Raw genomic sequence first — 24,266 nt, 5'->3', positions numbered from 1 at the left:
GTAGTCGAACCCGTGTCCACTACGTACGGCGATCTGACAATCGACTGGCTCGGCTATGCGACCTCACGGATCACCGACGGAGAACGGGTCGTCTACATCGACCCGGGCCGCTACGGCGTTCTGGACGACTCCGACGCCCGGGACGGCGATCTGGTGCTCGTGACCCACGACGACCACTACGACCCCGACGGGATCGAGCGCGTTGCGGCGGACGATGCCGTCGTCGGCGTCTTCGAGGGGATCCGTAGCGAGGAGATCGACCGAGAGTCGCGTCCCGTCTCGGAGCTGGACTACGAGATCCGCCGCGTCGGGATCGGCGACACCTTCGAGATCGATGGGATCGGGATTGAGGCGATCAGCGCCTACAATACGCCCGACGGCCACACCCGCGAGGACGGCACGCCCTACCACCCGGTGGGCGAGGGCGTGGGCTACCGACTCGACTTCGACGGGACGACGGTCTTCTACCCCGGCGACAGCGATGTGATTCCCGAGTATAGGGGACTCACTGTCGACGTATTCCTCGCGCCCATCGACGACGCCTTCACGATGTCGCCCGACGCGATCGTGGACCTCGCCGAGCGGATCGGTGCGGAGCTGGTGGTGCCGGTCCACTACGACACGTTCGAGGCGCTCGAAGCGGACGCTGAGGCGTTCGCCGCGGACGCCCGCGATCGGGGACTGATCGTCGAGATACTCTCGCCCGAGGCCTAATCCAGACCCTTCATTTCCCCCGGGTCCGAACGGCAGGTAATGCGCTCGCTCCACCCTCGCATCTGCGTCGTCTGGGTGCTTCAGGCCGCTCTCTCGGCGGCGATTCTCGCGGCGATCGTCGGCGCCGTCGGAGTCTTCTTCCTTGACCTCGGGCTCTGGCTTCCCGTCGCCGTCTTCGCCGGCCTGTTCGTCCTGTTCGGTGCCCACAGCCTGCTTCGCTACCGGGTCTGGCGCTACGAGGTCCGCGATGACGCGCTGTACCTCGAACGTGGCGTCTTCACCCGGGTAAAGACGGTCGTTCCGTTCGTCCGGATCCAGCACGTCGACTCCCGGCGCAGCCCGCTCGAACGCGCGACGGGACTCGCGAGCACCGTCGTCTACACGGCGGGCTCGCGGGGTGCGGACGTCACCGTTCCGGGTCTTACCCCCGAGGGGGCCGACGACCTCCAGCGTCGGTTGAAGGCCCTCGCGATCGACGCCGAGGGTGACGACGCCGTATGACCCGTCTGCACCCGCTTTCGATCCCCTATCGGGTCACTCAGGCGGTACTCGGCTACGTCCCGTTGGTCTTTTTCGCCGCGATCGCCTCGGGGCCGGCGTTCGGGGGGATCGGGATCGCCCTCGCCGCGCTCGCGATCCTCGTCGGTTTCGTGGCGGCCGTCGCCTGGCAGCTCGCCTACTACAAGCGATTCGAGTACGAGACGACCCCCGATACGTTCGATATCCACTCGGGGGTCGTTTCCCGGCGCAACCGGGAGATCCCGTATCGGCGGGTCCAGAACGTCGACATCTCGCGCAACGTCGTCCAGCGCGCGCTCGGGATCGCGGAACTCCGGATCGAGACCGCGGGTGGCGGCGAGACAGAAGCGATCCTCAGATACGTCGGCTACGAGGAGGCCAAACGCCTGCAGAACGAACTCAGACGACGGAAACGCGCCGAATCCACGACAGCTACCAGTGAGGGATCCCCGGCCGACAAGGACGAACTCCTCTATGCGATCACGCCCGAGGACCTCGCGGTGCTGGCGGTCGCCTCCTTCGACCTTCGGCTGGCCTCGTTTCTCTCGGTGTTGCTCTCGTTTGCCGGGCCACCTGTGTTGCTCGAACTGCTGACGGACCTCCCGATCAGCCCGTTTCTCGTCGTGGGGGCGGTGATCGTCCTCGTGGTGGTCGTCTCGGCGCTTCTGAGCGGCGCGAGTGCGTTTCTCAGTACCTACGGTTTTCGACTCACCCGCTCGGGGGATGAACTGCGCTACGAGCGCGGATTGGTCCAGCGCTTCGACGGCTCGATCCCGCTCGATAAGGTCCAGTTGCTCGCTCTCCGCGAGAACCTCCTCAAGCGTCTACTGGGGTATGCCAGCCTCGCCGTCGAGACCGCCGGCTACGCCCCCGGACAGGACGGGAGCGTCGGCTCCGAGTCCGCCGTCCCGATCGCCGACCGGGAGACCACGTGGTCGATCGCCCGCCGGATCGAGCCGTTCGAGGGGATCGAGATCGTTCGCCCGCCAAAACGCGCGCGCAGACGCTACGCCTTTCGCTACCTGCTCGCGCTCGGGGTTCTCGCGGGACTGGTCTACGCCGGGACCCTCGCGCTCGGCTTCGAGATGTACTGGTACGCCCTCCTGATCGGCGTGCCCCTCGCTCCGGTCGCCGCCCACTACAAGTGGAAATCCCGCGGGTATTTCGTCGGCGAGGACCACGTCGTTACCCGGACGGGCTTTTGGAACCGCACCACGCGAGTGGTCCCCTACTACCGCGTCCAGAACGCCATTCACACTCAGACGATCCTCCAGCGACGCTGGCGACTGGCCTCCGTAGTGATCGACACCGCCGGTACCGGTAGCCTCGTCGGCGGCGACGCCCACGCGATCGACCTCGACGAGGAGGACGCGACGGACCTGCGCGAGACGGTCGCCGACCGGCTCCAGACCGCACTGCAGAAGCGAACGCGCGAGGCCACCCACGAACGTCGTCAACGGCGGGTCGACCGGGCACTCCCGCGGTTCGAGGACGCATGAACCGGCTCGTTGGAATCGGCCGACTGTCGGCGTTCCTCGCCCCCCTGATCGCGGCCGTCACCATTTTCGGTTCGATACTGCTGGCCCCGGAGTTCTCGTGGGCCGGCGACGCGCTCTCGGATCTCGGCGCGCCCGACGCGCCGACCGCGTGGCCCTTCAACGGTGGACTGATACTCGCCGGCGTCATCGGACTCCCGTTTGCGGCGGCCCTCGCCGCGAGTGCCCGCCACCGCCTCGACTGGCTCGTTGCCGGTGTGCTCGCCGGCGCGCTCGTGTTGCTCGCGGGCGTCGGCCTCTTCCCGACCGGCCATCCGTACCACCTGTCGGTCGCCGCCGGCTTCTACCTGCTCGTCACCCTCACGCTGTGGCTCGACGGCACTGCGGGCGTGCTGGCCGGCGAGCCCCGGTTCGGGCTCGCGGCGATCTGGCTCGCGAACCTACACCTCCTCCAGTGGCTCGCGTGGGCCGCCGGCCTCCGGGTGGGACCGGGCCTCGCGATCCCCGAAACGATCGGCGCGGTCCTGTTTTCGGTCTGGGTGCTCGCACGCGTGGACTGACTGCTTCCGTGCTCCACCGGCCCTCGCAACCATAGCCAATTTACGAGTGGCGCGTGGACTTCGGGATATGTCACGATCGCTCCCCACACTCGGTTTCGGGACGTACAAGCTCGAAGACCCCGAGGACTGCGTCGAGAACGTCAAACGCGCACTCGACGCCGGCTATCGACACGTCGACACCGCACAGGTCTACGAGAACGAGGAGTACGTCGGCGACGCGATCGCCGAAAGCGACGTTCCCCGGGAGGATATCTTCCTCGCGACGAAGATCGACACCGAGAACCTCGCCTACGAGGACGTCCTCGAATCGGTCGAGGTGAGTCGGGAGAAACTCGGCGTCGACACCATCGATCTGCTGTACGTCCACTGGCCGATCGGCGAGTACGACGCCGAGGACACCTTAGGGGCGTTCGACGACCTCGTGCAGAACGGCACGATCGACCGGATCGGACTGAGCAACTTCCGGGTCGACCAGTTGGAGGAGGCCCAAGCGATCCTCGAGGCGCCGATCTTCGCTCACCAAGTCGAGTGCCATCCCCTGCTCCCACAGGAGCGCCTCGCGGGGTTCGCCGAGGACAACGACCACCACCTCGTGGCGTACTCGCCGATCGCCCGCGGCGAGGTGACTGGGATCCCCGAGATCAACGACATCGCGGGCAAGCACAACGCCACGGCCACCCAGGTCGCGCTGGCCTGGCTGATCAACCGAGGGATCCACCCGACCCCGAAGGCGAGCGGCGCACACATCGAGGAAAACTACCGCGCGCTCGATATCGTCGACGACCTCTCGGAGAGCGACATGGCCAAGATCAACGGGCTCGAGCAGGAAAAACGCCTGATCGATCCCGAGAGCGCGCCGTGGAACGAGCCGCCGGTCGCCGAGTGAATGGCCCCTGAGGGAGTCGTCCTCGACGTCGACGGGACGCTGATCCGGGGCAGCGAGCCCATCGCAGGGGCGATCGGGGCCGTCGAGACGATACGCGAGCGCGGGCTTCCGGTCGCGTTCGTCTCGAACAACCCGATCCGGACCCGAAAAGCCTACGCCGAGCGCCTCGTCCGTCACGGCTTCTCGCTCGCGTCCGAGGAACTGATCACCGCGGGGACGATCACCGCCGAGTACCTCGCGCGCGAGCACGCCACCGACGAGTTGTACGTGATCGGCGAGGAGGGCCTCGAAGCCCAACTCGGGGAGGCGGGGCTCTCGCTGACCGACGAGTACGACCGGGCGGACGCCCTCGTCGCCTCGATCGACCGGGAGTTCTCGTATGACGACCTGAAACACGCGCTGTGGGCGCTCGCCGATGGGACCCTCTTCATCGGCACCGACCCCGATCGGACGATCCCAACCGAGGACCGCGAGGTCCCCGGGTCGGGCGCGATCATCAACGCGATCGCGGGAGTCACGGGCAGGGAGCCCGACGCGATCATGGGGAAACCCGCCCCGAGCGCGGTCGAGGCGATCGAGCGGACGCTCGGGGCCGCCCCGAAGGACTGTCTCGTCGTCGGGGATCGGTTGGACACCGACATCGCGATGGGCGAGCGCGCGGGGATGACGACCGCGCTGGTGCGGACGGGCGTCACCGACGATCGGGCGCTCGCCGATTCCGAGATCGACCCCGACTACGTGCTGGATTCGATCGCCGAGATCGGTTCGATCCTCTAGAGCATGGTCGCGAGCGCCAGCGCGCCGGTCGCGGCGGCGACGCCGACGGCGAGTAAGAGGAAGTTCGCGATCGGGTTCTTCGCGCGAACGACGTTCGCCGAGTAGTGCCACCCCGAGAGGGGCCACAGCGGGCTGATCCCCATCGGCGTGATCGAATCGGCGGCGAGGTGCGAGAGGACCGCGAGTATTCCGATGGCGAACGCGAACGCCGCCATGATCGGTGCCGAAACGCCCACGAAGGTCTCCCCGAAGACGAACCCGGCGGCCCCGAGGACCGTTCCGAGGGCCAGCGCGAACAGAAGCGAGTGGGTCGGACCCCGGTGGGCGATCAGCGGCAATCGGTGATCGCAGTCCGGTAGCGTCGCGAGCGCGACCATGCCGACGCCGCCGAGGACGGCGAGTTCGTCGAGACCCCCAAGCAGGAGGGCGAGACCGATCGGCGAGTACACCAGCAACGCGGTGCCGACGTGACCCGGCGTGTGCATACCGGTGGTTGGCGTCTCGAATACATTACTCTATCACTCCCCGCACGATCAGCAGCGTTAGGGACCTCGCCGTCGAAGTGAGCCCGATGGCTCTCGAATCGATCATCGAACTGCTCGGGCCGTTTCTCATCCCCGTCGCGATCTTCGCCGTCGGCGCGGTCGGGTACAGCGTTCTCGTCGTGTTGAGTCGGCGCGGCTGGCTGTAGGACGCCGTTTCGTTCCCACAGCGGGCTTCGTCTCGAACACTGCTCACTCAGCCCACGGGCATCCTAACGAGGCGGTCCACTCGATAGCGCACTAGGCCTCGACGGTGTAGCCCGCCTCCTCGATGGCTTCCCGGAGGTCGTCCTCGTCCGCGTCGCCCTCGACGGCGACCGTGTCGGACTCGTGGTCGGCACTGGCGTTCTCGACTCCGTCGAGTCCCGAAAGCGCGTCGACGACGTTCTGCTCACAGCCCGTACAATTCATGTCGTTCACGGCCAGCGTTCGTACCATATCGAATCGTAGGCCCCGCTCCTTTTTCGGAGTTACTCGTTCGAATGAAAAATGATCGGGGCTGATAGGCTCCGAATCGAAAGTACGTCGACGAAACGGATTTGATAACGAGGGGAGAAGGGATGATATGCTCGATGAAATCGACCTGCGGATCCTTCGACTCCTCACGGAGGACGCCCGGCGACCCTACAGCGAGATCGGCGAGCGCGTCGACCTCTCGCCACCGGCGGTCTCAGATCGCGTCTCGAAACTGCAGGACCACGGCATTATCCGTCGGTTCACGCTGGATCTGGACCGTTCGCAACTGCGCGAAGGGACGCCCGTACTGGTGACGCTCTCGGTCGTGCCCGGCGCGACCGACGGGATTCGCGACGCGCTCTCGGGGTTCGACGGCGTCGAACACGTCTTCGCCACGGCAGGGGGTCGAGTGGTGGTCAACGCCCACGCGCCGAGGCCGGACGTCCAGTCGTGGCTGTTCGAGCGCGTCGATCCGGAGACCGTCCGGGAGATCGAAGTAGACCTCTTGACGGGGACGGACTGGACCGCCCGGATCGGCGGCGAGGCCGCCTTCTCGTTGTCTTGCGTCCTGTGCGACAACGAGGTCGGCCCCGACGGGGTCTCGCGGCGGATCGACGGCGACCTGAAACAGTTCTGTTGTCCCTCCTGTGAGCAGCTCTACGTCGAACAGTACGAGGAACTCGCCTCCGACGCCGATTGACTTCGGAGTCAACGGTTGAGTGCGGGATCGACATTCGAATCACAAGAACACGTCCCTGAATCTGGGACCCCTTTCTAGGGGCAAGGTGACACCGTGAGGGCACGGGTAGGGATCTCGGAGCTGTCGTGTGCGACCTGTTCGGACATCATCGAGGACACTTCCGGTGATCCGGCTCTCGGAGGCACCAATCGAGAGAGTCCACCAGACCCTCTTCCGGGCGCTCGTCTACAACGCGACGCCGATCCCGATCGCCTCGCTGGGGCTTCTCAACCCCGCGCTCGCGGGGCTTGCGATGGCCGTCTCCTCGGTCTCGATGATGACCACCAGCTTCGCATTTCGCGAATACGATCCCCACGAGGACTACCGTCCGTTCGGCCGGTTCCGATAGGTGTTCGCCAACTATCAAATATCACAAGACTTACTCCCCCGGAGTGACCTGATATGAATGCTGGGAGATCGCAGGTTTGAGGCCATAGACAAACTGCGTTGGCGTGACACACCACGACCATCCCCAGCACGATGCCGTCGGCTGTCACCGCTCTTATGGGACGGCCGACGGCCTACCGCGGACGGAAGGGAGACGGTACGAACCCAACCCCGTTCCCTTATGCGTGACCTTGCGCAGGCCGACGATACGTTCATGCTACTCGATAGCGTACCGTATTCGGTGACCGATGATGTCTCAACCCGTCCAATCGGACGTATATAAACTCCGTCAGCTAGAGCGTCGGCTCGCCGCCCAACAACACCGGATCGAACAGCTAGAACGGATCGAGCGTCGGTTCGTGTTCGCTCCGGCGATCGGGTATGAGTGGGAGTGCGATCACTGTCCCAGCGGGTGGATCGTCCACGACGGCGACGAACTCCACTGTACGGATTGTGGGTATCTCCAATACCTCTGAGCCGTGCTGGCGGTCCGATCGGATCCCACGGACCGGAGCTATTTACGCCCGGAAAGCGAACCACGGGCGGATGTCGCACACGAAGGCCAACTACACCGACGTCGACCCGGTCGCAGACTCGCTGTATTTCCTGCGGGAGGAACTCGACTGTGAGAACCTCGGGGTTTCGGTCCTCGAGTGTGAACCGGGATGGACGGGCAAGGAACACGACCACGCCGACGACGGCGAGGAGGAGGAGGTCTACCTGCTGGTCGAGGGCGAGGCGACCGTCGTCGTCGAGGACGAGGAGGTAGCGATGACTGAAGGCGACGCGGTCAGGATCCCGGGCGAGACGACACGGCGGATCGAGAACGGCGACGCCGAGAGCCGGTTCGTTCTCGTCGGCGCGCCCTGACCGCCGACCGTCACGATCGCCCTCGGAAACGCTCGGGTGGTAGCACGCGACAGGGGGCTGGCGGTTTCAGGCCGCTTTTGGCCGTCGACTCCCTAGTGGGACACGAAATGACACCCGAGCCTTCCCTCGACCGGCGGGGCGTCCTGCGAACCGTCGGTACGCTCTCTATTGCCGCGCTCGCGGGCTGTACCGGTGGAAACGGCGGCGACGACGGGCCCGACTACGAGACGGTCCCCGACGAGGAAGAACCGGATTACGGGGGATGGCTCGACCCCGCGTCGAACTACGAGGGAACCGCAGACCGCCGCGGCCAAAGCGAGGTCACCGTCGAGGTGGGAACCGGCAGCCGCGGCCAGTCGTTCTCGCCCGCCGCGATCATGGTCGATCCCGGTACTACCGTCGTCTGGGAATGGACCGGCGACGGCGGCGGACACAACGTCGCCGAAGAAAAGGGGGCCTACGAGAGCCCAATCGAGACCGAGGAGGGCTTTACGTTCAAGCACACCTTCGAGGAGCCGGGAACTTCGCGCTACACCTGCATCCCACACGACGCACAGGGGATGCGCGGGGCGGTCGCCGTCACGGAGTGAGGACGAAACCGCGAGCGTTTTACTCGATAGCAGAGTATCCGGGTGCGTGGAGAACGTTACCGACTGGACGAGCAACCCCTTCGGGATGCGCCCCGCCTGCGAGACGCCCTGTTCTGCGAGTACCGAGGCGGTCTTCGGCTACGGCGACGCCAACGCCGACTTTCACGTCATCGGCGACCATCCCGGGGTCCACGGCGGCGCACGGACCGGCGTCCCGTTTACGGACTCGCCCGTCGGCGAGGCGATCCAACGGACCCTCTTCGAGACCGGCTTCGCGGACGAGCCATACAGCGACGCACCCGAACTGGAGGAGTGCTTTCTGAGCTACCTCCACATGTGCTGTCCGCCCGACGGCGGGGACCCCTCGCCTTCGAGTTACGCCGAGATGGAGCGCTTTTTCGACGCCGAGCTCCGGGCGATCGCGGCCCACGTCCTGTTGCCGGTCGGAGCGCGGGCGACCGAGCACGTCATCGAGAACTACACCGCACAGGTCGAGCGGATCGAAATCGACATGGAGGCGCTTCACGCGAGCGAGATCCGTGGTAGCGGCTTTCTGGTGGTTCCCATCAGGGAGCCAACCAAGTGGACCGAGGGCGACGGGGGGCGGCTGATCGACTCGCTTTCGACGATTCGGGGCAGCGACTACCGCCGGACGGCGGATCTGAGCCGGTTTCTGGGCAGCGACGAGCTGTATTTCGTGCGCTGACTGATCGGTAGTTCCTTTTCGCTCCGCGGCGAGGCTCGCGTATGGTCCGCGTCACCGTCTGGAACGAGTTCCGCCACGAGCGAGAGGACGAGGCCGCCCGCGAACAGTACCCCGATGGCATTCACGAGGCCATCGCGGGATTCCTCGAAGAACGGGGGTTCGACACTCGAACGGCAACGCTGGACGAACCCGAACACGGGCTAACCGAGGAGGTCCTCGACGAGACGGACGTCCTGACGTGGTGGGGTCATATCGCCCACGACGAGGTCGAAGACGAGATCGTCGACCGGGTACAGGAGCGCGTCCTCGAGGGAATGGGGCTGCTCGTGCTCCACTCGGGACACTACTCGAAGATATTCAAGCGTCTGATGGGGACCAGTTGCTCGCTGAAGTGGCGCGAGGACGAGGAGCGAGAACGCCTCTGGGTCGTCGAACCGAGCCACCCGATCGCTGCGGGAATCGACGAGTACATCGAACTCCCCGACTCGGAGATGTACGGCGAGCGATTCGATATCCCCGCACCGGACACCCTCGTGTTCACCTCGTGGTTCGAGGGCGGGGAGGTCTTCCGCTCGGGGTGTTGTTTCCATCGGGGTGCCGGCAAGGTGTTTTACTTCCGGCCGGGCCACGAGACCTATCCGATCTACCGCCAGCCCGTAATCCAACAAGTGCTCGCAAACGCCGTCGAGTGGGCCGCACCTACGGGGGGCCCGGATCCCGAGTTCGGGAACCGCGAACCGCTCGAACCGCTCGATTAAAGCAGGATCGGGACCGCAAACGTGACCAGAAGGCCCACGAGGAGGACGGCGACGCCGATTCCGGCCTGTCGCATCGAGTAGGGGCTCTGCGGGGCGGTCGTGCGCTCGGCAAGGGGCGTTTTCACGGGTTGCTGTTCCTTCTCGGGGGCGCTGACGGCGGCCTCCTGCGTGCCGGCCTCCTCGTCGCCCATCGTGCCGGCCTCCTCGCCGGGGGCATCGGCCTGGCCCGCCGGGTCGTCAAGCGGCCGGTCGTCCTGATCGCTCATGCCCACGTCTCGTTTCGCGCGGCTCTTAAACGCACCCATCGTATCCGCGCCCTCAACGGGATGACCAACACCTCGTTCAGGGACCCCTCCGACGTGCGGGACGTCTGGGCGCACAACTTCGTCGACGAACGGGGTTCCTTCGAAGACGCCCGCCCGGCCCTCGAGGCCGCGAGCCGGGACAACGCCCGGACGCCCATGCAGTGGACCGACGGGGAGAACGCCGTCTTTTCCGAGGAGGAACCGTATCGGGGTCAACGAGAACCACACCGAGATCAACGTCGAGCGCGCCCGGGTCGACTCCGACTCGGTACTACAGTACGGGAGCTGATCGAGCTCCGTGACACCCACGACGTGCTCGTCTACGGCGACTACGAGGACCTGCTGCCCGACCACGAACACCTGTGGGCCTACACCCGGGCGCTCGACGGGGCGCGGGCGCTGGTGATCCTGAACGTCTCCGGTGAGCACGAGCGCTTCGAGGCCGGCGGGGAGTACGACGGAGCGAGGCTCCTACTCGGGAACCACCCCGATGCCGGGGAACCCGAGAGCGAGCTTCGGCCCTACGAGGCGTGGGTCTACAGTTTGTAAGGGTCGAAACGCTCAACCCGGCGTCGCGCGAACCCCCGGTAACGAATGCTCACGAAACGGATTATCCCCTGTATCGACGTGGACGTCGACGAGAACGGAGAGGCTGCGGTCTACACCGGCGTCAACTTCGAGAACCTCGAATACACCGGCGACCCCGTCGAGATGGCGAAAGCCTACAACGAGTCGGGCGCAGACGAGTTCGTCTTTCTGGACATCACCGCCTCGGCCGAGGGCCGGGAGACCATGCTCGATACCGTCTCGCGGGTCGCAGACGAGGTGTTCATTCCGCTGACCGTCGGCGGCGGGATCAGGACTACTGAAGACATCAAGGAGACCCTGCGGGCGGGCGCGGACAAGGTCTCGATCAACACCGGCGCGCTCGAACGCCCGGAACTCATCACCGAGGGGGCCCGAGCCTTCGGCAGCCAGTGTATCGTCATCAGCGTCGACTCCAAACGCCGATTCGACGAGCGGGGCGAGCACTACACCGAGATCGACGGCGAGTCCTGCTGGTTCGAGTGCACCGTCAAGGGCGGTCGGGAAGGCACCGGTATCGACGTGATTGAGTGGGCTACGGAGGCCGAGTCCCGTGGCGCGGGCGAGCTGTTCGTCAACTCCATCGACACCGACGGCACGAAGGAGGGCTACGACATCCCCGTGACGCGGGCGGTCTGTGAGGCCGTCTCAACCCCAGTGATCGCCTCCTCGGGCTGTGGCGGACCCGAGGACGCCTACGAGGTCTTCGAGGATGCGAACGCGGACGCCGCGCTCGCGGCTTCGATATTCCACTTCGGGGAGTACTCGATCACGGAGGTCAAAGAGTACCTCGACGAGCGGGACGTCCCCGTCCGGATCTGAGGCTCAGGCGGCGGCCGAGGCGTCCCGGAAGGCGTCCCGAAAGGCGTCGGTCGTCGTTTGGATGTCCGAAGCGGCCTCGGAAATCGCCTCGAGCGGGTCGACGCCCTCCTCGGTCGTGACGGTCAGAACGGGGTCGGTCTGGCCACCCGACTGCTCGGGGTTCATGTCGTAGGTCGCGGCCGTGACGCCGTCGGTCTCGAGCAGCGCCCCCTTGAGGACGTTCATGAACGTGTGGTCCTCACCGGCGATCTCGAGCGCCAGTTCCCGGTCCTCGCGCGAGAGTACGCGTAGTTCCATGGCGCTCGATTGGCGTGTGGCGCGTTTCAAGCCTTCGAAAGCCCTCGGACTGTACTGGCGGTCGAAAATCGCATCCGCGATTTTCGGGCCCACAAGAAACGCGAAGCGTTCCTTGGGACGTGCATTCCTCGCCTTCTTCATGACCCAAGAAAATCTCCGATTTTCTGTGACCACCAGACACCGCCGAGTCGCGGCACGCGACCGCGTGCCGCTTCCGGAAACCAGCCCTTCCCCGCCCTCCTCACGCGGGCGGCGTGAGTGGCGCCCGCGCTCGGACCGGCCACCGCCCGTACCGAATCGCCACCCAGTGGGACGATGGGGGTGGGTGAACGATCACAACCCTCAATTCAGCCCGTCCCGTGGCACGCGTATGGCGGTCGCGGACACCCTCGTCGTCCTCGCGTGGCAACTCCTCGTTGTCAGTACGCTAGTCGGGTCCCTGTGGCTCGCCTTCCGGCTCGGCGGACCCGACCGGCAGGTCGGATCGCTCCTCCGAGAGCGGTTTTACTTCGGCGTTCCGTGGGGCTCGCTGCTAGCCCTCGGCGGCGTCCTCGCGGTCTACCTGTTCGTACAGGGCGGGCTCCGACACTGGCACGATCCCCTCGCGATCCCGTTCTCGGCGTGGTCGTACTTCTATCCACTCGGGGTGCTGTTCGCCGGGTTCGCCCACGTCGGTCCGGATCACCTGCTCGGAAACCTCACAACCGCCCTCGTGTTCGCGCCGCTCGCGGAGTACGTCTGGGGACACTTCCCGGAACCCGGACGCTCGCGCGTCTCGAACCCACGCGTTCGGGCGTTCGTGGTCTTCCCGCTCGCCGTCTTCGGCGCGGGCGTCCTGATGAGCCTCTTCTCGTGGGGGCCCGTGATCGGGTTTTCGGGCGTCGTGTTCGTGCTCATTGGGTTCGTTCTCGTTCGCTATCCGATCCTCACCGTCGTCGCGCTCGCGACGAGAAGCGCCGTCCGTACCGTCACCACCGCGCTCGGCGAGCCGGTCGCCGTCGTCGAAGTGACAGCGAGCGTCTCCTCGCCGTGGTGGTACGGGATCGCGATTCAGGGCCACGCGCTCGGCTTTCTCGTCGGCGTGCTCGCAGGCGTCGTGTTGCTTCGGCGTCGGGGCGTCGAGCCAAACCCGCTCAGGCTCTGGTTCGGAGCCCTCCTCACCACGCTCTCGGTGTCCCTGTGGGCGATCTGGTGGATCCGTGGCGCGACGACCTACGTCCTCTATCGGGGGTTAGGAGTCGCCCTCGTGGTCGCACTCTCGGTGCTGATCACCGCCGCGCTCGCCGCGAGCGAGCGTCCACTGATGGGAGGCGTGACCCGTAGACAGGCCGCGAGCGCGGCGCTCGTCGTCCCCGTTCTCGCCATGTGTCTCGTTGCGGTCCCGCTGAACCTCGCGGTCGTCGACAGCCAGCCCCGCGAGGCGTCGATGACGACCGGCGATTACACCGTCTTCTACGACGAGGAGGTCGAAAACCGGATGTTCTCGGTCGTCGATATCGAGGCGTTCGGCGAGACCACCGAGGTGACCACGAGCGGCGTGATCGTCACCAGTCCCGAGCGACATATCTGGGGCCAGGAGGTCTCGGCGACGGAACTCGAGACGTATGGAGACGCCATGATCCGGGTCGGCGGGCTGACCTGGAGCGAGACCATCGAGGTCGAGCGGACGGGCTGGGTGGTCGGAAACGAGACGGTGTACGCCGTCGGCTTCGAGAGCGACGGCGAACGGACCCACGCCTACGACTCCGCACCCGCGAGCGCGGACGCCGTCGTCGACGGGCGGACGATCACCCTCGTCTCCGAATCGGGAACGTTCCTCGTCGAGGTCGAAGGCGACACCGGCTCCGAGCGCGCTCCGGTTCCGGAGGCCGGAGAGGAGCGAACGATCGACGGCCTCTCGATCGAGAACGACGAGGGAACGCTCGTCGCGAGCGACGGGCGGACGGTCGTTCCGATCGCCCACGAGGAGCGCTACACGCCGCGAACGGATCGATAACACTCGGCGCGGATCGTCTTTCGTCCCCGTTCGTGGAAGTCGAACTGGCGCTCGAGGTCGAACGCGAGTTCGTAGGCGTGAGTCACCTCCCAGCCGCGATCATCAAGAAACGATTCGACGAACTCGCGACTGCCGGCATTGTGAATCGAGTAGACCACGTCCGCGATCCCGGTGGCGCTCGCAAGAAACCGCCGATCGGAACCCCGGTGTCCCTTCTGAGCGCCGAAGGGCGGGTTCATGAGGACGGTCGCCTCCGAGGGACACAGCGGGAGACGACCGCCGTCGCCGAGCAGCCAGTCGATCCCGATAGAAGGATCGACGAGCCGTTCGTTCTCGCGGGCGGTCGTGAGCGCCGCTCGATCGGCGTCGAGACCGACCACCCGTTCTGGGGCCCGGAGTGCGGCACCGAGCGCCAGCATCCCGGTGCCGGTTCCGAGGTCGATCACCGTGTCGTCGAGGTCGCCCCGGAGGTCCGCCATGTGGACGAGGTGGGCGGCGATGTCGGCTGGAGTGGGGTACTGTTCGAGTTCGACACGCGGCTCGTCGAACCCTCGGACCCGCGAGAGACGCCGTTCGAGCGCCCGCTTCGTGTCCATGTCGGGAGGAAGGGGCCGGAAGGGAGAAACGTTAGGATTCGAGCGAGAGCGGGCCGTCGAGTTCGAGGGTCACCCCGTCGCGCCGGGCGCGCTCGGCACAGGCGGCCAATGCCGGGCGGATCTTCCGCTCGTCGGCGACGGAATCGAACTCGACAGTGAGGGTCCCGGCCCCGAGGAGGGTCGCAGCACGGATGTGGTCGCGGATCCGTTCGGCCTCCCGCTGGGTCGAAAGCGAGCAGTCCTCCTCGAAGCAGGCCTCGACGGTCAGGCGGGCCGGGACGAGTCGCTCGCAGGCGAGTTCCGCTTTCAGGTCGCGCAGGTAGTCGGGTGCGGTCGAATCGAGCGCATCGCCGTCCACTCGAACCGGGGTGGCTTCCTCGGGTCGACACGGTTCGACCGCGGGACGCTGTAGCGTGCTCATCTCGTACACGTATACATAGTAGATATACAAAAACCTTTGTAAATGCTCAGTAGTAATTTTACTGTCCCAATAACCGGTAGGCTGAACGATAAGCGTCGGGCGTTCGAAGGCCCCGACATGTCGGAGATCGACCCGCAGGCCGAGGCACTGCTCGAAACCGTCGAGACGATGGGGCGACCCCCGACGTACGCGCTCTCGCCCGAAAGTGCCCGCGAACAGCTGGCCGAACTGTTCGCAAGCGAGGGCGAACCCGTCGACCGCGTCGAGGACTTCTCGATTTCCGGCCCCGCAGAGTCGATCCCCGTTCGGCTCTACGCGCCCACGGGCGAGGACCATCCGTTATTGGTTTTCTATCACGGGGGCGGGTGGGTCATCGGGGACGTCGGGACCTATGATCCGGTCTGTCGCGCCCTCTCGAACGCCGCCGACTGCGCGGTGCTGTCGGTGGACTATCGACTCGCGCCGGAACACCCGTTCCCGGCCGCCGTCGAGGACGCCTACGCCGCTTTGGAGTGGGCCGCCGAGTACGCCGAACGGATCAACTGCGATCCTCGGAGGGTGGCCGTCGGCGGCGACAGCGCCGGGGGCAACCTCGCGGCGGCCGTCTCGCTGATGAGCCGGGATCGGGACGGCCCGGAGATCACACATCAGTCGCTGATCTACCCCGCCGTCGCCTCGCCTGCCGTCCACGAGTTTCCGAGCCACGAGGAAAACGGCGAGGGGTACCTGCTCGAAGCCGCGAGCATCGAGTGGTTCCTCGAACGCTACCTCCCGAATCCGGTGGACCACAGAAACGCCTACGCCGCACCGCTACTCGCCCGGGACTACTCGAACTTGCCGTCGGCGACCGTTCTCACTGCAGGATTCGACCCGCTCCGCGACGAGGGGCGGGAGTACGCCGACCGGCTCGAGTCGGCGGGCGTTTCGGTCACTCGCCACGAGTACGAGGGAATGATCCACGGGTTCGTGAACCTGCTCGACCACCTTGACGCCGCAGGCGAGGCGATCGATGCGCTCGGAGCGGATCTCAAGACAGCGCTTGAGCGGTAATTACTCTCTCACAGGATATTCGATGATTTCAGTAATTTCATTGCCGCTAAAAGGACCTACCCTGAATCCATCTTCCTCAAATCCGAGCCGTCGAGTTTCGTAGGCGAATTTACCGATGAAAATTCGATTGCGAGCTGCCGTACACAGAATCAATGGGATTGAAACAGTAATTGTCCAACCCGTTTTACCGGTTTCAAGAATAAAGTGGGATAACCATTCTTTGGCACGTTCTACGATTTCTACTGAGTCGGGAGGTGACACAGATATGCCACCATCAACCCGAATTACTGGCCGAAATACGTCATATAGAGGGGCGATCAATAGAATACGAGCTACTTTGCCGTTTTTCGTTCCAACGAAGACGAATAAGGGAACGACAATCAACATACATTCATCGGTGTTTGTTTCTGAGAAGCTATGAATGCTTCACCGTTGGTATATGAAATTCACTACCAAGTTCCGTGGAAAGTGTCGAATTCGAGGGAATCGAGGGGCTCGTTCCCTACTGCGATCTCGTACTCGCCGGGGGTAAGCATGGGCTTGTGGAACTGCGGGCCGTCGTCGGTGGTGATCCGGGGACAGCCGGTGTTGACGAACGCGTCCATGTCGAAGTTTCGCAGTCTGTCGGGGGTGACCTCGTCCATCGTGATCAGGTAGGCGTCGTCGTTCTCGTCGACGATCTGCTCGGCCTGGTCCCACCGGCCCTGCCCGATTTTCGTACAGAAGATCACGCCCCATTTCTCGGCGTCCATCGCGCGGTGGACCGCCCCGTAACGCTGTTTCATGAACTTCTCGGTATCCGCGATCGTGACGACGTTGTTGACGGGATCGGCGATCACGACGTTCTTCTCGGGGTGTTCCATCGCCAAGCCAAGGGGGTGGAACTTCCCGCCGCCGACGTAGAGGACGTTGTCGGCATCGATATCGGCCGAGGCGTAGTTACAGCCCAGCACCTGCCCCTCGTGGGTGAGCCGGTCGTCGCCCTTGCGGGTGTGGACCTCGTAGCCCTGTCCTTCGAGATACTCGCGCATCTCCTCGAAGCGGTTCATGTGCTGGGCGGTCGTCACCAGTCCGACCTCCTCTCCCTCTATCTCCTCGAGGGACTCCTCGATGATGGGGAGGACTTCGACGTTCGAGAACAGCGGGACGTAGATGATCTTCTCGGACTCCTTCATCGGGGAGTGCCCGAAGTGAACGAAGACGTCGGTTCGGCGCATCATGTAGGTATCGAGATCGCAGGCGCCGTAACAGGGCTGGCCCGACATCATCACGGTGACGTCCTCGGGCAGGAGTTCGCGCAGGTCGTCGGTGACTTTCGGGCCGCGGCGTTTCAGTCCCTCGGGGAACTGCAGGCCAACCTTTGTCGCGTCGCGTTCGTGGACGGCCTCGACGATCCGGTCGAGTTCGTAGTCCCACTCCCGGTCGTGTTTCAACGCCATACCCGTGTTCCGCAGATCGCCCTTGGAGAACTCGTTCTGACTCATTATCCCGGTTAGCCGCTGTGGGCGTTTAACGTCGGCGCTTCGGGGCGGGTTCCGGCAGATTGAAACGACGCGAAACCTAACGGCGGGTATGAGCGTCGAAACCGAGCCGACGGCGGCCGAGGAAGCCAGCATCGAGGGACTTGCAGGCGAACTCGGCGAGCTGATCGCTCGAAGCGGGGAGTACGCCGCCTACGAGGAGGCCCAAGAGCGGGTCAAAGAGAGCGAGCACGCCCAGGACAAGATCGACGAGTTCGAGTCGCTGCGCCAGGAGTTCATGCTCGCGCGCCAGACCGGCGACGCCACCCAAGAGGACCTCCAGCGCCTCCAGGCAGCCCAGCAGGAGCTCCACGAAATCCCCGTAATGGCCGAGTACCTCGAAGCGCAGGCGAAACTCGATGCGAAGCTCGAAGCGGTAAACGAGGCGATCTCCGAACCACTGAGTGTCGACTTCGGCGAGCAGGCCGGCGGCTGCTGTCAGGACTAGCCACCCACCTTTTGTTGCGGTCGTTCCTTTCAGTCGTTCACGGTCGAATCCCTCGAGTAGGCCTGCCCTTCCCCGCCCTCCTCACGGAGCCGCCGAGGGTGGCGGCTCCGATCGAACCGGCCACCATACTTCCGGTCATCGGGAGCGACCGGTACAATTAGGGCGCTGTCTTGTGCATATCCGGTCATGACACGAAGCGACTGGGGCGACTGGCTCGTGCGCGAGATCGAGGAAAGCTCTCCGGAGGGCGTCGCGATCTGGTATCTCGGCTGCAACGGCTTCGTCCTCAAAGCAGGCGATGGAACCACCCTCTTCATCGACCCGTATCTCGGAACGGGCGACCCGCCGCGAACGGTGAGAATGATCCCGATCCCCTTTTCCCCCGAAGACGTCACGGAAGCCGACGCGTTGCTCGCAACCCACGAGCACGTCGATCACGTCCACGGCGAGAGTCAGGCCCCGATCCTCGAAAACACGGGGGCAACGATGTACGCCCCCGACGACAGCCTCGCGGTCGCCCGCAAGGAGGAGGCGTGGCACGAGGCGTGGGACCTCGACGACGAGCAGTTCGTCGACGTCTACGAGGACGAGAGTCACGAAGTCGGCCCGTTCACTATTAACGTCGAACCCGCCAACGATCCCGATGCCTCCCATCCCGTTAGCTACGTCATCGACCACGAGGCGGGCACGTTCTTCCACGGCGGCGACGCCCGTCCCGGCGAGTTCGAGGCGATCGGCGAGGATTACGATATCGACCTCGGAGTGCTCGCGTTCGGAACGGTGGGAACGATCCCCGACAAAGAGACGGGCGAGCCGGTGCGAACCAAGTGGTACAGCGACGAGACCCAGATCATCGAGGGCGCGAACGACCTCCGACTCGACCGGCTCCTGCCCAGCCACTGGGACATGTGGAAGGGACTGACGGCGGATCCGAAGAACCTCCATCACCACGCAAAGGGCTTCGAGTACCCCCGGCGACTCGAACTCGCGGAGATCGGCGACCGGATCGACCTCTGAGCTAATCATGTCGTTCGGTAACATATAAACAGACGAGCCGTAATCCGTTTATCGAAGAGGGTCGTTGTACGGACAATGACAGCGACGATCCCGGTGGCCGTCCCACGCAAGGGCCGACCGCTGGAGGCCGTACTCGATCGGCTCGCCGCCCGGATGGACGCGGCGACGGTGGCCGACGAGGTCTGTTCGACGCTTCGATACGAGAAATCGATTACCAAAGGGAAGAAAACGACCGAGAAAGACGTCTACGACCGACTCGCCGACTACAGCGACCTCTCGGATTCGACCCGTCCGGAGTACACTTTGCTTCGGGACGACCGCGACGGGAAGCCACGGCGCGTCGTCTTCGACAGCCTCACCCTCGAACACGGGGACCTCCGACTCCAGTTGATCGGGCGCGAGGAGCCGTTTCGGGCGCTTCGCACCCACGAGTTCGCGCTGGGCTTCGACAGCGCGGATCTCGTCCTCGAGGAGGTCGTCTCACTGGAACCCGAACCGCTTTCGACGATCGACGATATCAACGAGCGGATCGACCCCCGTGACACGGACGTTCGGGTCGTGTCCGGCCTCGGGGACACCGTCTATCACACCCTGCTCGGCCGGCCCGATGTCGTGTCGGAGGCGGGCGACGGATGGAGCCCGTCCCGCGAGTTCCTCCGGGACTACGAGGGGCCGTTGTGTATCTCGCCGCGGTACGAGCGGCTCGTCCGGGCCGTACTCGGGACCGACGTCGTCGAGGACCTCGAGTTCCGATATCCGACCTCCGGACGCGAGGAGGAGGCCGACATCGCCGACACCGGTCTCGGGGTCTATCTCACCGTCACTGGATCGACCGCCCGCGATCACGGCCTCGAGGTCGGCGAGCGGCTCTTCCCCAGCGAGACGGTCCTCATGGAGAACATCCCCGAGGCCGGCACCAACGCCGTCGGGCGGGCGAAGTCGCTGTTTACGGAAGCCGATATCGAAACGGCGATCCGCGTATAGAAGTCCTTGTAACCGACAAACTGGTCATCGAGCAGCGTTTCTACGGCCATATCGCCGTACCAGTCGCGTCTCTCGCTTCGGTGTCGGGTGCCACCGACATCCGTCTGCCTCTTATTTCCGATGATTGGTACACTAGAACCGGTCGAAGACGTCACTGGACGGCCTTCGTTCCAGAACGGAACGGTTCTGTGAGACATTTGTTCCAATTACTTTTATTCGAAATTTCGATGACTTCCGACGCAACCGATTCACATCATCTGTTCGCCGTGGTCGGTGAAGACGACCCTCCCGTTCGAACCGAGGGGCCGCAAGAGCCCTTCCGGGAGTCGTTACAGCCCCCCCGCGAGCACCTCGATCGGGTGGGGTGGTTCCTCCTCGGTGAGGTCCTCGAGTTGGCCCCGACAGGAGGCACCGGGGGCAACGACTCGCTCGCCGGGACTGTCCTCGACCTGTTCGACGAGGATCGAACCGATCGCCTCGCTCATCGCGTAGTGATCCGCCTCGTACCCGAAGGAGCCGGCCATTCCACAGCAGCCCGAATCGAGGATATCGACGTCGTAGCCCGCCCGCGAGAGCACCGCCGCGGCGTGGATGTCCTTCTTGGTCGCCTTCTGGTGGCAGTGGCCGTGATACGCGAGCGAGCCCTCGCCCGCCGGCAGGTCGAGGTCGAAGGCGTTGAGATACTCCATGACGCCGTAGGTGTTGATCGCGACCGACTCGACGGCCGACCCCGAAAGCAGGTCGAGATAGTCAGACTGGAACATCACCGCGTCGGAGGGCTCACAGACGACCACGTCCCAGCCGGCGTCGATTTCGGGAGCGAGCTCCGCGACGTTCGCCTCGGCGCGCTCGCGGGCGGCATCGAGAAACCCCTTCGAGAAGGCGGGTCGGCCGCTGTCGCCCACGTCGGCGAGTTGGACGTGTACTCCCGCGCTCTCGAGGATCCGAACGGCGTCCTTGCCGACCGCCGGATGGTTGTGGTTGGTGTAGGTGTCGGGCACGAGCAGGGCCTTCCGGTCGGCCTCGGCCTCGCTCACCCCCGGACCGCGGGCCTCGAACCAGTCTCTGAGTGTCTCGCGGTGGAACTCCGGCAGGTCACGCTCGCGGGCGATTCCGAGCGTCTTCTCCAGCGCGACGCGGGCCCCCGGGAGTTCCGACAGCCAGTTCGAGACCGGTGCCGTGGCACTACCGAGTTTCGAGAGCGTGTCGATGTTCGCGAAGACCCGCGAGCGGAGGTCCGGACCGTGGCGTCGGTGGTACTCGTGGGTCACCTCGGCCTTGAGTTTGGCCATGTCGACTTCGCTGGGACAGTCCTTTGCACAGCCCTTACAGCCGATACACAGGTCCATCACCTCGGTGACGAACTCCTCGCTGAAGGCCTCGCCGTCGGGGAGATCGCCGCTCATCGCTTGCCGGAGCATGTTCGCCCGCCCCCGCGTACTCGTGATCTCTTCTTCACTAGCGCGGAACGTCGGGCACATCACCCCTCCGGTGGTCTCCTGGGGACCCCGACAGCCGCCACAGCCGTGACAGAGTTCGGCCATCCCTTGAAACCCGTTCTCGTTGTCCCACTCTAGCACCGGGTCAAAGCCCATCTCGAACTCGTAGTCGGGGGAAAAGCGGAGGTGCTCGCTCATGTCGAAATCGCCGCAGACCGACCCGGGATTCAACAGCCAGTCGGGGTCGAAGGCCGTCTTCAGATCGCGAAACACGTTCCAGAGGTGTTTACCATACACCTTCTCGTTCCACTGCGTTCTGGCTCTCCCGTCGCCGTGTTCCCCGGAAACGCTTCCGCCGAACCGGGCGACGGCGTCGGTCACCCGGTCGGCGATATCGACCATCGCGTCGACGCCGTCGACGTCCTTGGTGTTGATCAGCGGGCGGACGTGGAGCACCCCAGGGCCGGCGTGGGCGTAGATACTCGCGAACGTGCCGTTGTCCTCGAGGATCTCCTGGAACTCGCGGGCGTACTCGGGGAGGTGCTCGGGCGGGACCGCACAGTCCTCGATGAAGGAGATGTGTTTCTCGTCGCTGGTGCGGGAGAGCAGGATCGGTAGCCCGCTCTTTCGCATCTTCCAGAACAGCGCGCGCTCGGCGTCGTCGTGGGCCTCCATCGCCGCCGTCGCGTTGAGCGGGGCGTCCGTTTTCACTCGGTTCTCGCCCGGTGCACCCTCACGGTCGGCCTCCGGCGCTCGATCCGCGAGCAGGCCCGCGACCTTCTCCAGTCCCTCGGGGTCGTCCTCGGCGTAGAACTCGACGATGAGGACCGAAGACGCCTCGGGCGGCAGCATCGAGACGACGTCCTTGAACTCCTCGGTCTCGCGAGCCAGATCGAGCAACACGTCGTCCATCACCTCGACGGCGGCGGGGTCGTGTTCGAGGATCGGCGCGACGTCCTCCATCGCGTCGATCAGGGTGTCGTAGGTCAGAAGCGCCATCGCCTTGGTCTCGGGGATCGGCTCCAAGCTCACCTCGGCCTCGGTGACGATGGCCAGCGTCCCCTCGCTGCCCGCCAGCAGGCGCGCGAGGTTCACGACCCCTTCCTCCGTACTTCCCTCGCCGCGCGCCTCCTCGATCAGCATGTCGAGGTTGTACCCCGAGACGTTGCGCTTCAGGTCGGGGTAGGCTTCATCGACGTTCTCGGCCTCCTCCTCGACGATCCTCCGAACTTCGGCGTGGATCCGCGCCTCGAGGTCGCCGTCGGGATCGGCCCGCTCGGCGAGTTCCTCGAGGGTGATCTCCCCGAAGGTCGTGCGCGTCCCGTCGGCGAGCACGACCTCACACTCCTCGATGTAGGCGTCGGTCTTGCCGTACTTCAGCGAGTGGGCACCCGTCGAGTTGTTGCCGATCGCGCCCCCGAGCGCGCTCTTATCGCGCCACGCGGGGTCGGGCGCGAACTTCAGACCGTGGGGCGCGAGGTCGGCGTTGAGGTCGCCCAGATAGACGCCGGCCTCCGCGCGGGCGCGCCGGCCCTCGGGGTCGATATTGAGGACGCCGTCCATGTAGCGGGTAAAATCCAGTACGACCGCCTCGTTGACCGACTGGCCCGCGAGGCTCGTCCCGCCGCCGCGGGGCAACACTGGGATCCCGTTTCTCGCACAGTGGCGCATCACCACCTGCACGTCACGGGTCGAGGTCGGAAAGACCACGCCGATGGGCGTCATCTCGTAGGCGGACGCGTCGGTCGCGTACAGCTCTCGCGAGTACTCGTCGAAGCGGACCTCGCCGCCGACCAGCCGGGGAAGCGCCGACAGTGCCGCCGGGACCGCCTCGTCGATATCGGCGTAGTCGTAGGAGGCGCGCTCGTCGCGCGCCGGGGGAGCGTTCGTCGTGGGGTTCGTCGCCATGGCCCTAGTTCCCCGGTGATGGCCCATTACTCTGTGGATCGGTAGCGTCCTCGACGGCGTCAGCCGTGGTCTCCAGTTGGTGGACCGGATAGCGTCCGTCGGCGGGCCAGCCGACCGCGACGACCCGACACGGCTCCTCGAACGGGTTGTAGATCACGTGTGCGCCCGCCTCGCCCTTCTCGAAGGCCACGGCCTCGTCGACGCCCATCTCGAAGCCCTCCTCGGTCGTCTCGACGCGACACCTCCCTTCGACGACGAAAAACAGCTCCTGTTGGTTCTCGTGGTAGTGGAAGTGGTTCTGCGAGAGTCGGTCGTCGGCCTCGAGGATCGCGACGTTGAAGTTGAACGCCTCGATCCCGAGTTCCGTCGAGAGTTCCCAGCGCTCGCCGGGTTTCTCGGGGTTCGTAGCCAGATCCGAAAGCGAGACGTGCTGCCATCCATCAGCCATACCGGGGGCACGGTGTGCGTCGGCTAATCACTTTCCTCGTAGGACGCGAGTTCGACGAGGTTGCCGTCCGGGTCGTGGACGTATATCGAGCGCATCGAACCCCGTGCGCCGTGTTTCTCGACCGGGCCGTGGACTGCGATGCCGTGATCGTCGAGTCGGTCGGCGATACCCTCGATGGGCGATTCGACGAGCAGACAGAAGTCCCCGGAACCGGGCGTCGGTTCGCGGGCGTGGGGGTCGAACTCCGCACCCGCCTCGTGGAGGTTGATCTTCTGGTCGCCGAACTCGAGGGCAGTCCTGTCCTCGGGCCCGAAGGTGACGACGGTCGCCCCGAGGACGTCCCCGTAGAAGGCGCAGGTCTCGTCGATGTCGTCGACGGTGAGAACGAGGTGATCGATGCCGGTGGGATGCATACACCGGAACGGGTCGC

Annotated in this window: 30 protein-coding genes and 1 pseudogene; 20 read left to right on the top strand and 11 right to left on the bottom strand. The window is 65.1% G+C overall.

Annotated features, from left to right (window positions below):
* Nucleotides 1-12 precede the first annotated feature (12 nt).
* The 6 genes from HAPAU_RS10325 to HAPAU_RS10300 all read left to right on the top strand — a co-directional run bounded on the left by HAPAU_RS10325 (nt 13) and on the right by HAPAU_RS10300 (nt 4,952).
* Entirely contained in the window at nt 13-714 is a 702-nt protein-coding gene (locus HAPAU_RS10325) for an MBL fold metallo-hydrolase (protein ID WP_066383190.1), read from the top strand.
* Between the two features lie 39 nt (nt 715-753).
* Nucleotides 754-1,215 (top strand): PH domain-containing protein, encoded by a 462-nt coding sequence (locus tag HAPAU_RS10320; protein ID WP_066382309.1) that lies wholly within the window; start codon nt 754-756, stop codon nt 1,213-1,215.
* A complete protein-coding gene (locus HAPAU_RS10315) occupies nt 1,212-2,732 on the top strand; it encodes a PH domain-containing protein (RefSeq protein ID WP_066382307.1) in 1,521 nt (506 codons plus the stop codon). Before HAPAU_RS10320 ends, HAPAU_RS10315 begins: the two co-directional genes overlap by 4 nt.
* Nucleotides 2,729-3,289, top strand: coding sequence for a DUF998 domain-containing protein (locus HAPAU_RS19680; RefSeq protein WP_084383696.1), 561 nt, complete (start codon nt 2,729-2,731; stop codon nt 3,287-3,289). Before HAPAU_RS10315 ends, HAPAU_RS19680 begins: the two co-directional genes overlap by 4 nt.
* A gap of 67 nt (nt 3,290-3,356) precedes the next feature.
* Nucleotides 3,357-4,175 carry an aldo/keto reductase gene (locus HAPAU_RS10305; RefSeq protein ID WP_066382305.1) on the top strand — a complete coding sequence of 273 codons (819 nt, stop codon included), beginning with the start codon at nt 3,357-3,359 and terminating at the stop codon, nt 4,173-4,175.
* On the top strand, nt 4,176-4,952 hold the full coding sequence (locus HAPAU_RS10300; protein ID WP_066382304.1) for an HAD-IIA family hydrolase: 777 nt from the start codon (nt 4,176-4,178) through the stop codon (nt 4,950-4,952).
* On the opposite strand, the gene HAPAU_RS10295 is transcribed toward HAPAU_RS10300, so the two are convergent.
* Nucleotides 4,949-5,437 (bottom strand): metal-dependent hydrolase, encoded by a 489-nt coding sequence (locus HAPAU_RS10295; RefSeq protein ID WP_066382302.1) that lies wholly within the window; start codon nt 5,435-5,437, stop codon nt 4,949-4,951. The two genes, HAPAU_RS10300 and HAPAU_RS10295, sit on opposite strands and share 4 nt — an antisense overlap.
* Before the next feature lie 297 nt (nt 5,438-5,734).
* On the bottom strand, nt 5,735-5,932 hold the full coding sequence (locus tag HAPAU_RS10290) for a heavy-metal-associated domain-containing protein (protein ID WP_066382300.1): 198 nt from the start codon (nt 5,930-5,932) through the stop codon (nt 5,735-5,737).
* 127 nt (nt 5,933-6,059) lie between these two features.
* On the opposite strand from HAPAU_RS10290, the gene HAPAU_RS10285 reads away from it, so the two are divergent.
* The 7 genes and pseudogenes from HAPAU_RS10285 (at nt 6,060) to HAPAU_RS10255 (ending at nt 10,000) form a co-directional block, all read left to right on the top strand.
* The gene (locus tag HAPAU_RS10285) at nt 6,060-6,650 is read left to right on the top strand and encodes an Lrp/AsnC family transcriptional regulator (RefSeq protein ID WP_066382298.1); all 591 of its coding nucleotides are present in this window, start codon (nt 6,060-6,062) and stop codon (nt 6,648-6,650) included.
* 157 nt (nt 6,651-6,807) lie between these two features.
* Nucleotides 6,808-7,038, top strand: a pseudogene (locus tag HAPAU_RS10280) (hypothetical protein); the annotation flags it as partial.
* A 289-nt stretch (nt 7,039-7,327) separates the two neighbouring features.
* Nucleotides 7,328-7,552, top strand: a complete 225-nt coding sequence (locus HAPAU_RS10275) for a hypothetical protein (RefSeq protein WP_066382291.1) — start codon at nt 7,328-7,330, stop codon at nt 7,550-7,552.
* A 70-nt stretch (nt 7,553-7,622) separates the two neighbouring features.
* On the top strand, nt 7,623-7,946 hold the full coding sequence (locus HAPAU_RS10270) for a cupin domain-containing protein (protein ID WP_066382290.1): 324 nt from the start codon (nt 7,623-7,625) through the stop codon (nt 7,944-7,946).
* Between the two features lie 107 nt (nt 7,947-8,053).
* A complete protein-coding gene (locus tag HAPAU_RS10265; protein ID WP_066382289.1) occupies nt 8,054-8,536 on the top strand; it encodes a halocyanin domain-containing protein in 483 nt (160 codons plus the stop codon).
* A 46-nt stretch (nt 8,537-8,582) separates the two neighbouring features.
* The gene (locus HAPAU_RS10260; protein WP_066382287.1) at nt 8,583-9,242 is read left to right on the top strand and encodes a uracil-DNA glycosylase family protein; all 660 of its coding nucleotides are present in this window, start codon (nt 8,583-8,585) and stop codon (nt 9,240-9,242) included.
* A gap of 41 nt (nt 9,243-9,283) precedes the next feature.
* Nucleotides 9,284-10,000 (top strand): ThuA domain-containing protein, encoded by a 717-nt coding sequence (locus tag HAPAU_RS10255; RefSeq protein WP_066382285.1) that lies wholly within the window; start codon nt 9,284-9,286, stop codon nt 9,998-10,000.
* Here the strand turns inward: HAPAU_RS10255 and HAPAU_RS10250 are convergent.
* Complete coding sequence (locus HAPAU_RS10250; protein ID WP_066383188.1) at nt 9,997-10,266, bottom strand: DUF7550 family protein; 270 nt, start codon at nt 10,264-10,266, stop codon at nt 9,997-9,999. The genes HAPAU_RS10255 and HAPAU_RS10250 overlap by 4 nt on opposite strands.
* Nucleotides 10,267-10,326: 60 nt before the next feature.
* On the opposite strand from HAPAU_RS10250, the gene HAPAU_RS10245 reads away from it, so the two are divergent.
* Both HAPAU_RS10245 and hisF read left to right on the top strand, forming a co-directional pair.
* Nucleotides 10,327-10,854, top strand: a complete 528-nt coding sequence (locus tag HAPAU_RS10245) for an alpha-amylase family glycosyl hydrolase (protein ID WP_066382284.1) — start codon at nt 10,327-10,329, stop codon at nt 10,852-10,854.
* A gap of 45 nt (nt 10,855-10,899) precedes the next feature.
* Nucleotides 10,900-11,712 (top strand): imidazole glycerol phosphate synthase subunit HisF, encoded by an 813-nt coding sequence (gene hisF / locus HAPAU_RS10240; RefSeq protein ID WP_066382283.1) that lies wholly within the window; start codon nt 10,900-10,902, stop codon nt 11,710-11,712.
* A 3-nt stretch (nt 11,713-11,715) separates the two neighbouring features.
* Here the strand turns inward: hisF and HAPAU_RS10235 are convergent, their stop codons facing one another.
* Nucleotides 11,716-12,009, bottom strand: coding sequence for a DNA-directed RNA polymerase subunit L (locus HAPAU_RS10235; RefSeq protein WP_066382282.1), 294 nt, complete (start codon nt 12,007-12,009; stop codon nt 11,716-11,718).
* A gap of 370 nt (nt 12,010-12,379) precedes the next feature.
* Between HAPAU_RS10235 and HAPAU_RS10230 the strand changes: the two genes are divergently transcribed.
* Nucleotides 12,380-14,005 carry a rhomboid family intramembrane serine protease gene (locus tag HAPAU_RS10230; protein WP_066382281.1) on the top strand — a complete coding sequence of 542 codons (1,626 nt, stop codon included), beginning with the start codon at nt 12,380-12,382 and terminating at the stop codon, nt 14,003-14,005.
* On the opposite strand, the gene HAPAU_RS10225 is transcribed toward HAPAU_RS10230, so the two are convergent.
* Together HAPAU_RS10225 and HAPAU_RS10220 are read right to left on the bottom strand one after the other, a co-directional pair.
* Nucleotides 13,981-14,601: an METTL5 family protein gene (locus HAPAU_RS10225; RefSeq protein WP_066382279.1), complete on the bottom strand. Its 621-nt coding sequence runs from the start codon at nt 14,599-14,601 to the stop codon at nt 13,981-13,983. The genes HAPAU_RS10230 and HAPAU_RS10225 overlap by 25 nt on opposite strands.
* Before the next feature lie 31 nt (nt 14,602-14,632).
* Entirely contained in the window at nt 14,633-15,022 is a 390-nt protein-coding gene (locus HAPAU_RS10220) for a hypothetical protein (RefSeq protein ID WP_066382277.1), read from the bottom strand.
* 117 nt (nt 15,023-15,139) lie between these two features.
* Here HAPAU_RS10220 and HAPAU_RS10215 point away from each other — a divergent pair, with 117 nt between their 5' ends.
* Nucleotides 15,140-16,072 carry an alpha/beta hydrolase gene (locus HAPAU_RS10215; RefSeq protein ID WP_066382276.1) on the top strand — a complete coding sequence of 311 codons (933 nt, stop codon included), beginning with the start codon at nt 15,140-15,142 and terminating at the stop codon, nt 16,070-16,072.
* Here HAPAU_RS10215 and HAPAU_RS20920 read toward each other — a convergent pair whose 3' ends face one another.
* Both HAPAU_RS20920 and dph2 read right to left on the bottom strand, forming a co-directional pair.
* Complete coding sequence (locus tag HAPAU_RS20920; RefSeq protein ID WP_157078448.1) at nt 16,073-16,459, bottom strand: hypothetical protein; 387 nt, start codon at nt 16,457-16,459, stop codon at nt 16,073-16,075.
* Between the two features lie 62 nt (nt 16,460-16,521).
* Entirely contained in the window at nt 16,522-17,556 is a 1,035-nt protein-coding gene (dph2, locus tag HAPAU_RS10210; protein WP_066382274.1) for a diphthamide biosynthesis enzyme Dph2, read from the bottom strand.
* An 88-nt stretch (nt 17,557-17,644) separates the two neighbouring features.
* Here dph2 and HAPAU_RS10205 point away from each other — a divergent pair, with 88 nt between their 5' ends.
* From HAPAU_RS10205 to HAPAU_RS10195, 3 genes are all read left to right on the top strand, one after another.
* Nucleotides 17,645-18,040 carry a YlbF family regulator gene (locus HAPAU_RS10205; RefSeq protein WP_066382273.1) on the top strand — a complete coding sequence of 132 codons (396 nt, stop codon included), beginning with the start codon at nt 17,645-17,647 and terminating at the stop codon, nt 18,038-18,040.
* A 186-nt stretch (nt 18,041-18,226) separates the two neighbouring features.
* Nucleotides 18,227-19,057, top strand: a complete 831-nt coding sequence (locus tag HAPAU_RS10200; protein WP_066382272.1) for an MBL fold metallo-hydrolase — start codon at nt 18,227-18,229, stop codon at nt 19,055-19,057.
* A gap of 75 nt (nt 19,058-19,132) precedes the next feature.
* Nucleotides 19,133-20,041, top strand: a complete 909-nt coding sequence (locus tag HAPAU_RS10195) for a hypothetical protein (RefSeq protein ID WP_066382270.1) — start codon at nt 19,133-19,135, stop codon at nt 20,039-20,041.
* Between the two features lie 329 nt (nt 20,042-20,370).
* Here the strand turns inward: HAPAU_RS10195 and HAPAU_RS10190 are convergent, their stop codons facing one another.
* From HAPAU_RS10190 to HAPAU_RS10180, 3 genes are read right to left on the bottom strand one after another with little or no spacing between them, the layout of a single operon-like run.
* Complete coding sequence (locus HAPAU_RS10190) at nt 20,371-23,388, bottom strand: FAD-binding and (Fe-S)-binding domain-containing protein (RefSeq protein ID WP_066382268.1); 3,018 nt, start codon at nt 23,386-23,388, stop codon at nt 20,371-20,373.
* A gap of 4 nt (nt 23,389-23,392) precedes the next feature.
* Entirely contained in the window at nt 23,393-23,836 is a 444-nt protein-coding gene (locus HAPAU_RS10185; protein WP_066382266.1) for a cupin domain-containing protein, read from the bottom strand.
* A 23-nt stretch (nt 23,837-23,859) separates the two neighbouring features.
* Nucleotides 23,860-24,249, bottom strand: coding sequence for a VOC family protein (locus HAPAU_RS10180; protein WP_066382264.1), 390 nt, complete (start codon nt 24,247-24,249; stop codon nt 23,860-23,862).
* Between the last annotated feature and the right edge of the window lie 17 nt (nt 24,250-24,266).

This window comes from Halalkalicoccus paucihalophilus, assembly GCF_001593955.1.
Classification (GTDB): Archaea; Halobacteriota; Halobacteria; order Halobacteriales; family Halalkalicoccaceae; genus Halalkalicoccus; species Halalkalicoccus paucihalophilus.
This window is presented reverse-complemented; position numbering and strand designations above follow the sequence as displayed.

What these genes read in the sequence shown, in the direction of transcription:
- HAPAU_RS10320 (WP_066382309.1), top strand. Translation starts at nt 754, where the DNA reads ATGCGCTCGCTCCACCCTCGCATCTGCGTCGTCTGGGTGCTTCAGGCC.
- HAPAU_RS10315 (WP_066382307.1), top strand. Translation starts at nt 1,212, where the DNA reads ATGACCCGTCTGCACCCGCTTTCGATCCCCTATCGGGTCACTCAGGCG.
- HAPAU_RS19680 (WP_084383696.1), top strand. Translation starts at nt 2,729, where the DNA reads ATGAACCGGCTCGTTGGAATCGGCCGACTGTCGGCGTTCCTCGCCCCC.
- HAPAU_RS10305 (WP_066382305.1), top strand. Translation starts at nt 3,357, where the DNA reads ATGTCACGATCGCTCCCCACACTCGGTTTCGGGACGTACAAGCTCGAA.
- HAPAU_RS10300 (WP_066382304.1), top strand. Translation starts at nt 4,176, where the DNA reads ATGGCCCCTGAGGGAGTCGTCCTCGACGTCGACGGGACGCTGATCCGG.
- HAPAU_RS10295 (WP_066382302.1), bottom strand. Translation starts at nt 5,437, where the DNA reads ATGCACACGCCGGGTCACGTCGGCACCGCGTTGCTGGTGTACTCGCCG.
- HAPAU_RS10290 (WP_066382300.1), bottom strand. Translation starts at nt 5,932, where the DNA reads ATGGTACGAACGCTGGCCGTGAACGACATGAATTGTACGGGCTGTGAG.
- HAPAU_RS10285 (WP_066382298.1), top strand. Translation starts at nt 6,060, where the DNA reads ATGCTCGATGAAATCGACCTGCGGATCCTTCGACTCCTCACGGAGGAC.
- HAPAU_RS10275 (WP_066382291.1), top strand. Translation starts at nt 7,328, where the DNA reads ATGTCTCAACCCGTCCAATCGGACGTATATAAACTCCGTCAGCTAGAG.
- HAPAU_RS10270 (WP_066382290.1), top strand. Translation starts at nt 7,623, where the DNA reads ATGTCGCACACGAAGGCCAACTACACCGACGTCGACCCGGTCGCAGAC.
- HAPAU_RS10265 (WP_066382289.1), top strand. Translation starts at nt 8,054, where the DNA reads ATGACACCCGAGCCTTCCCTCGACCGGCGGGGCGTCCTGCGAACCGTC.
- HAPAU_RS10255 (WP_066382285.1), top strand. Translation starts at nt 9,284, where the DNA reads ATGGTCCGCGTCACCGTCTGGAACGAGTTCCGCCACGAGCGAGAGGAC.
- HAPAU_RS10250 (WP_066383188.1), bottom strand. Translation starts at nt 10,266, where the DNA reads ATGAGCGATCAGGACGACCGGCCGCTTGACGACCCGGCGGGCCAGGCC.
- HAPAU_RS10245 (WP_066382284.1), top strand. Translation starts at nt 10,327, where the DNA reads ATGACCAACACCTCGTTCAGGGACCCCTCCGACGTGCGGGACGTCTGG.
- hisF (WP_066382283.1), top strand. Translation starts at nt 10,900, where the DNA reads ATGCTCACGAAACGGATTATCCCCTGTATCGACGTGGACGTCGACGAG.
- HAPAU_RS10235 (WP_066382282.1), bottom strand. Translation starts at nt 12,009, where the DNA reads ATGGAACTACGCGTACTCTCGCGCGAGGACCGGGAACTGGCGCTCGAG.
- HAPAU_RS10230 (WP_066382281.1), top strand. Translation starts at nt 12,380, where the DNA reads ATGGCGGTCGCGGACACCCTCGTCGTCCTCGCGTGGCAACTCCTCGTT.
- HAPAU_RS10225 (WP_066382279.1), bottom strand. Translation starts at nt 14,601, where the DNA reads ATGGACACGAAGCGGGCGCTCGAACGGCGTCTCTCGCGGGTCCGAGGG.
- HAPAU_RS10220 (WP_066382277.1), bottom strand. Translation starts at nt 15,022, where the DNA reads ATGAGCACGCTACAGCGTCCCGCGGTCGAACCGTGTCGACCCGAGGAA.
- HAPAU_RS10215 (WP_066382276.1), top strand. Translation starts at nt 15,140, where the DNA reads ATGTCGGAGATCGACCCGCAGGCCGAGGCACTGCTCGAAACCGTCGAG.
- HAPAU_RS20920 (WP_157078448.1), bottom strand. Translation starts at nt 16,459, where the DNA reads ATGTTGATTGTCGTTCCCTTATTCGTCTTCGTTGGAACGAAAAACGGC.
- dph2 (WP_066382274.1), bottom strand. Translation starts at nt 17,556, where the DNA reads ATGAGTCAGAACGAGTTCTCCAAGGGCGATCTGCGGAACACGGGTATG.
- HAPAU_RS10205 (WP_066382273.1), top strand. Translation starts at nt 17,645, where the DNA reads ATGAGCGTCGAAACCGAGCCGACGGCGGCCGAGGAAGCCAGCATCGAG.
- HAPAU_RS10200 (WP_066382272.1), top strand. Translation starts at nt 18,227, where the DNA reads ATGACACGAAGCGACTGGGGCGACTGGCTCGTGCGCGAGATCGAGGAA.
- HAPAU_RS10195 (WP_066382270.1), top strand. Translation starts at nt 19,133, where the DNA reads ATGACAGCGACGATCCCGGTGGCCGTCCCACGCAAGGGCCGACCGCTG.
- HAPAU_RS10190 (WP_066382268.1), bottom strand. Translation starts at nt 23,388, where the DNA reads ATGGCGACGAACCCCACGACGAACGCTCCCCCGGCGCGCGACGAGCGC.
- HAPAU_RS10185 (WP_066382266.1), bottom strand. Translation starts at nt 23,836, where the DNA reads ATGGCTGATGGATGGCAGCACGTCTCGCTTTCGGATCTGGCTACGAAC.
- HAPAU_RS10180 (WP_066382264.1), bottom strand. Translation starts at nt 24,249, where the DNA reads ATGCATCCCACCGGCATCGATCACCTCGTTCTCACCGTCGACGACATC.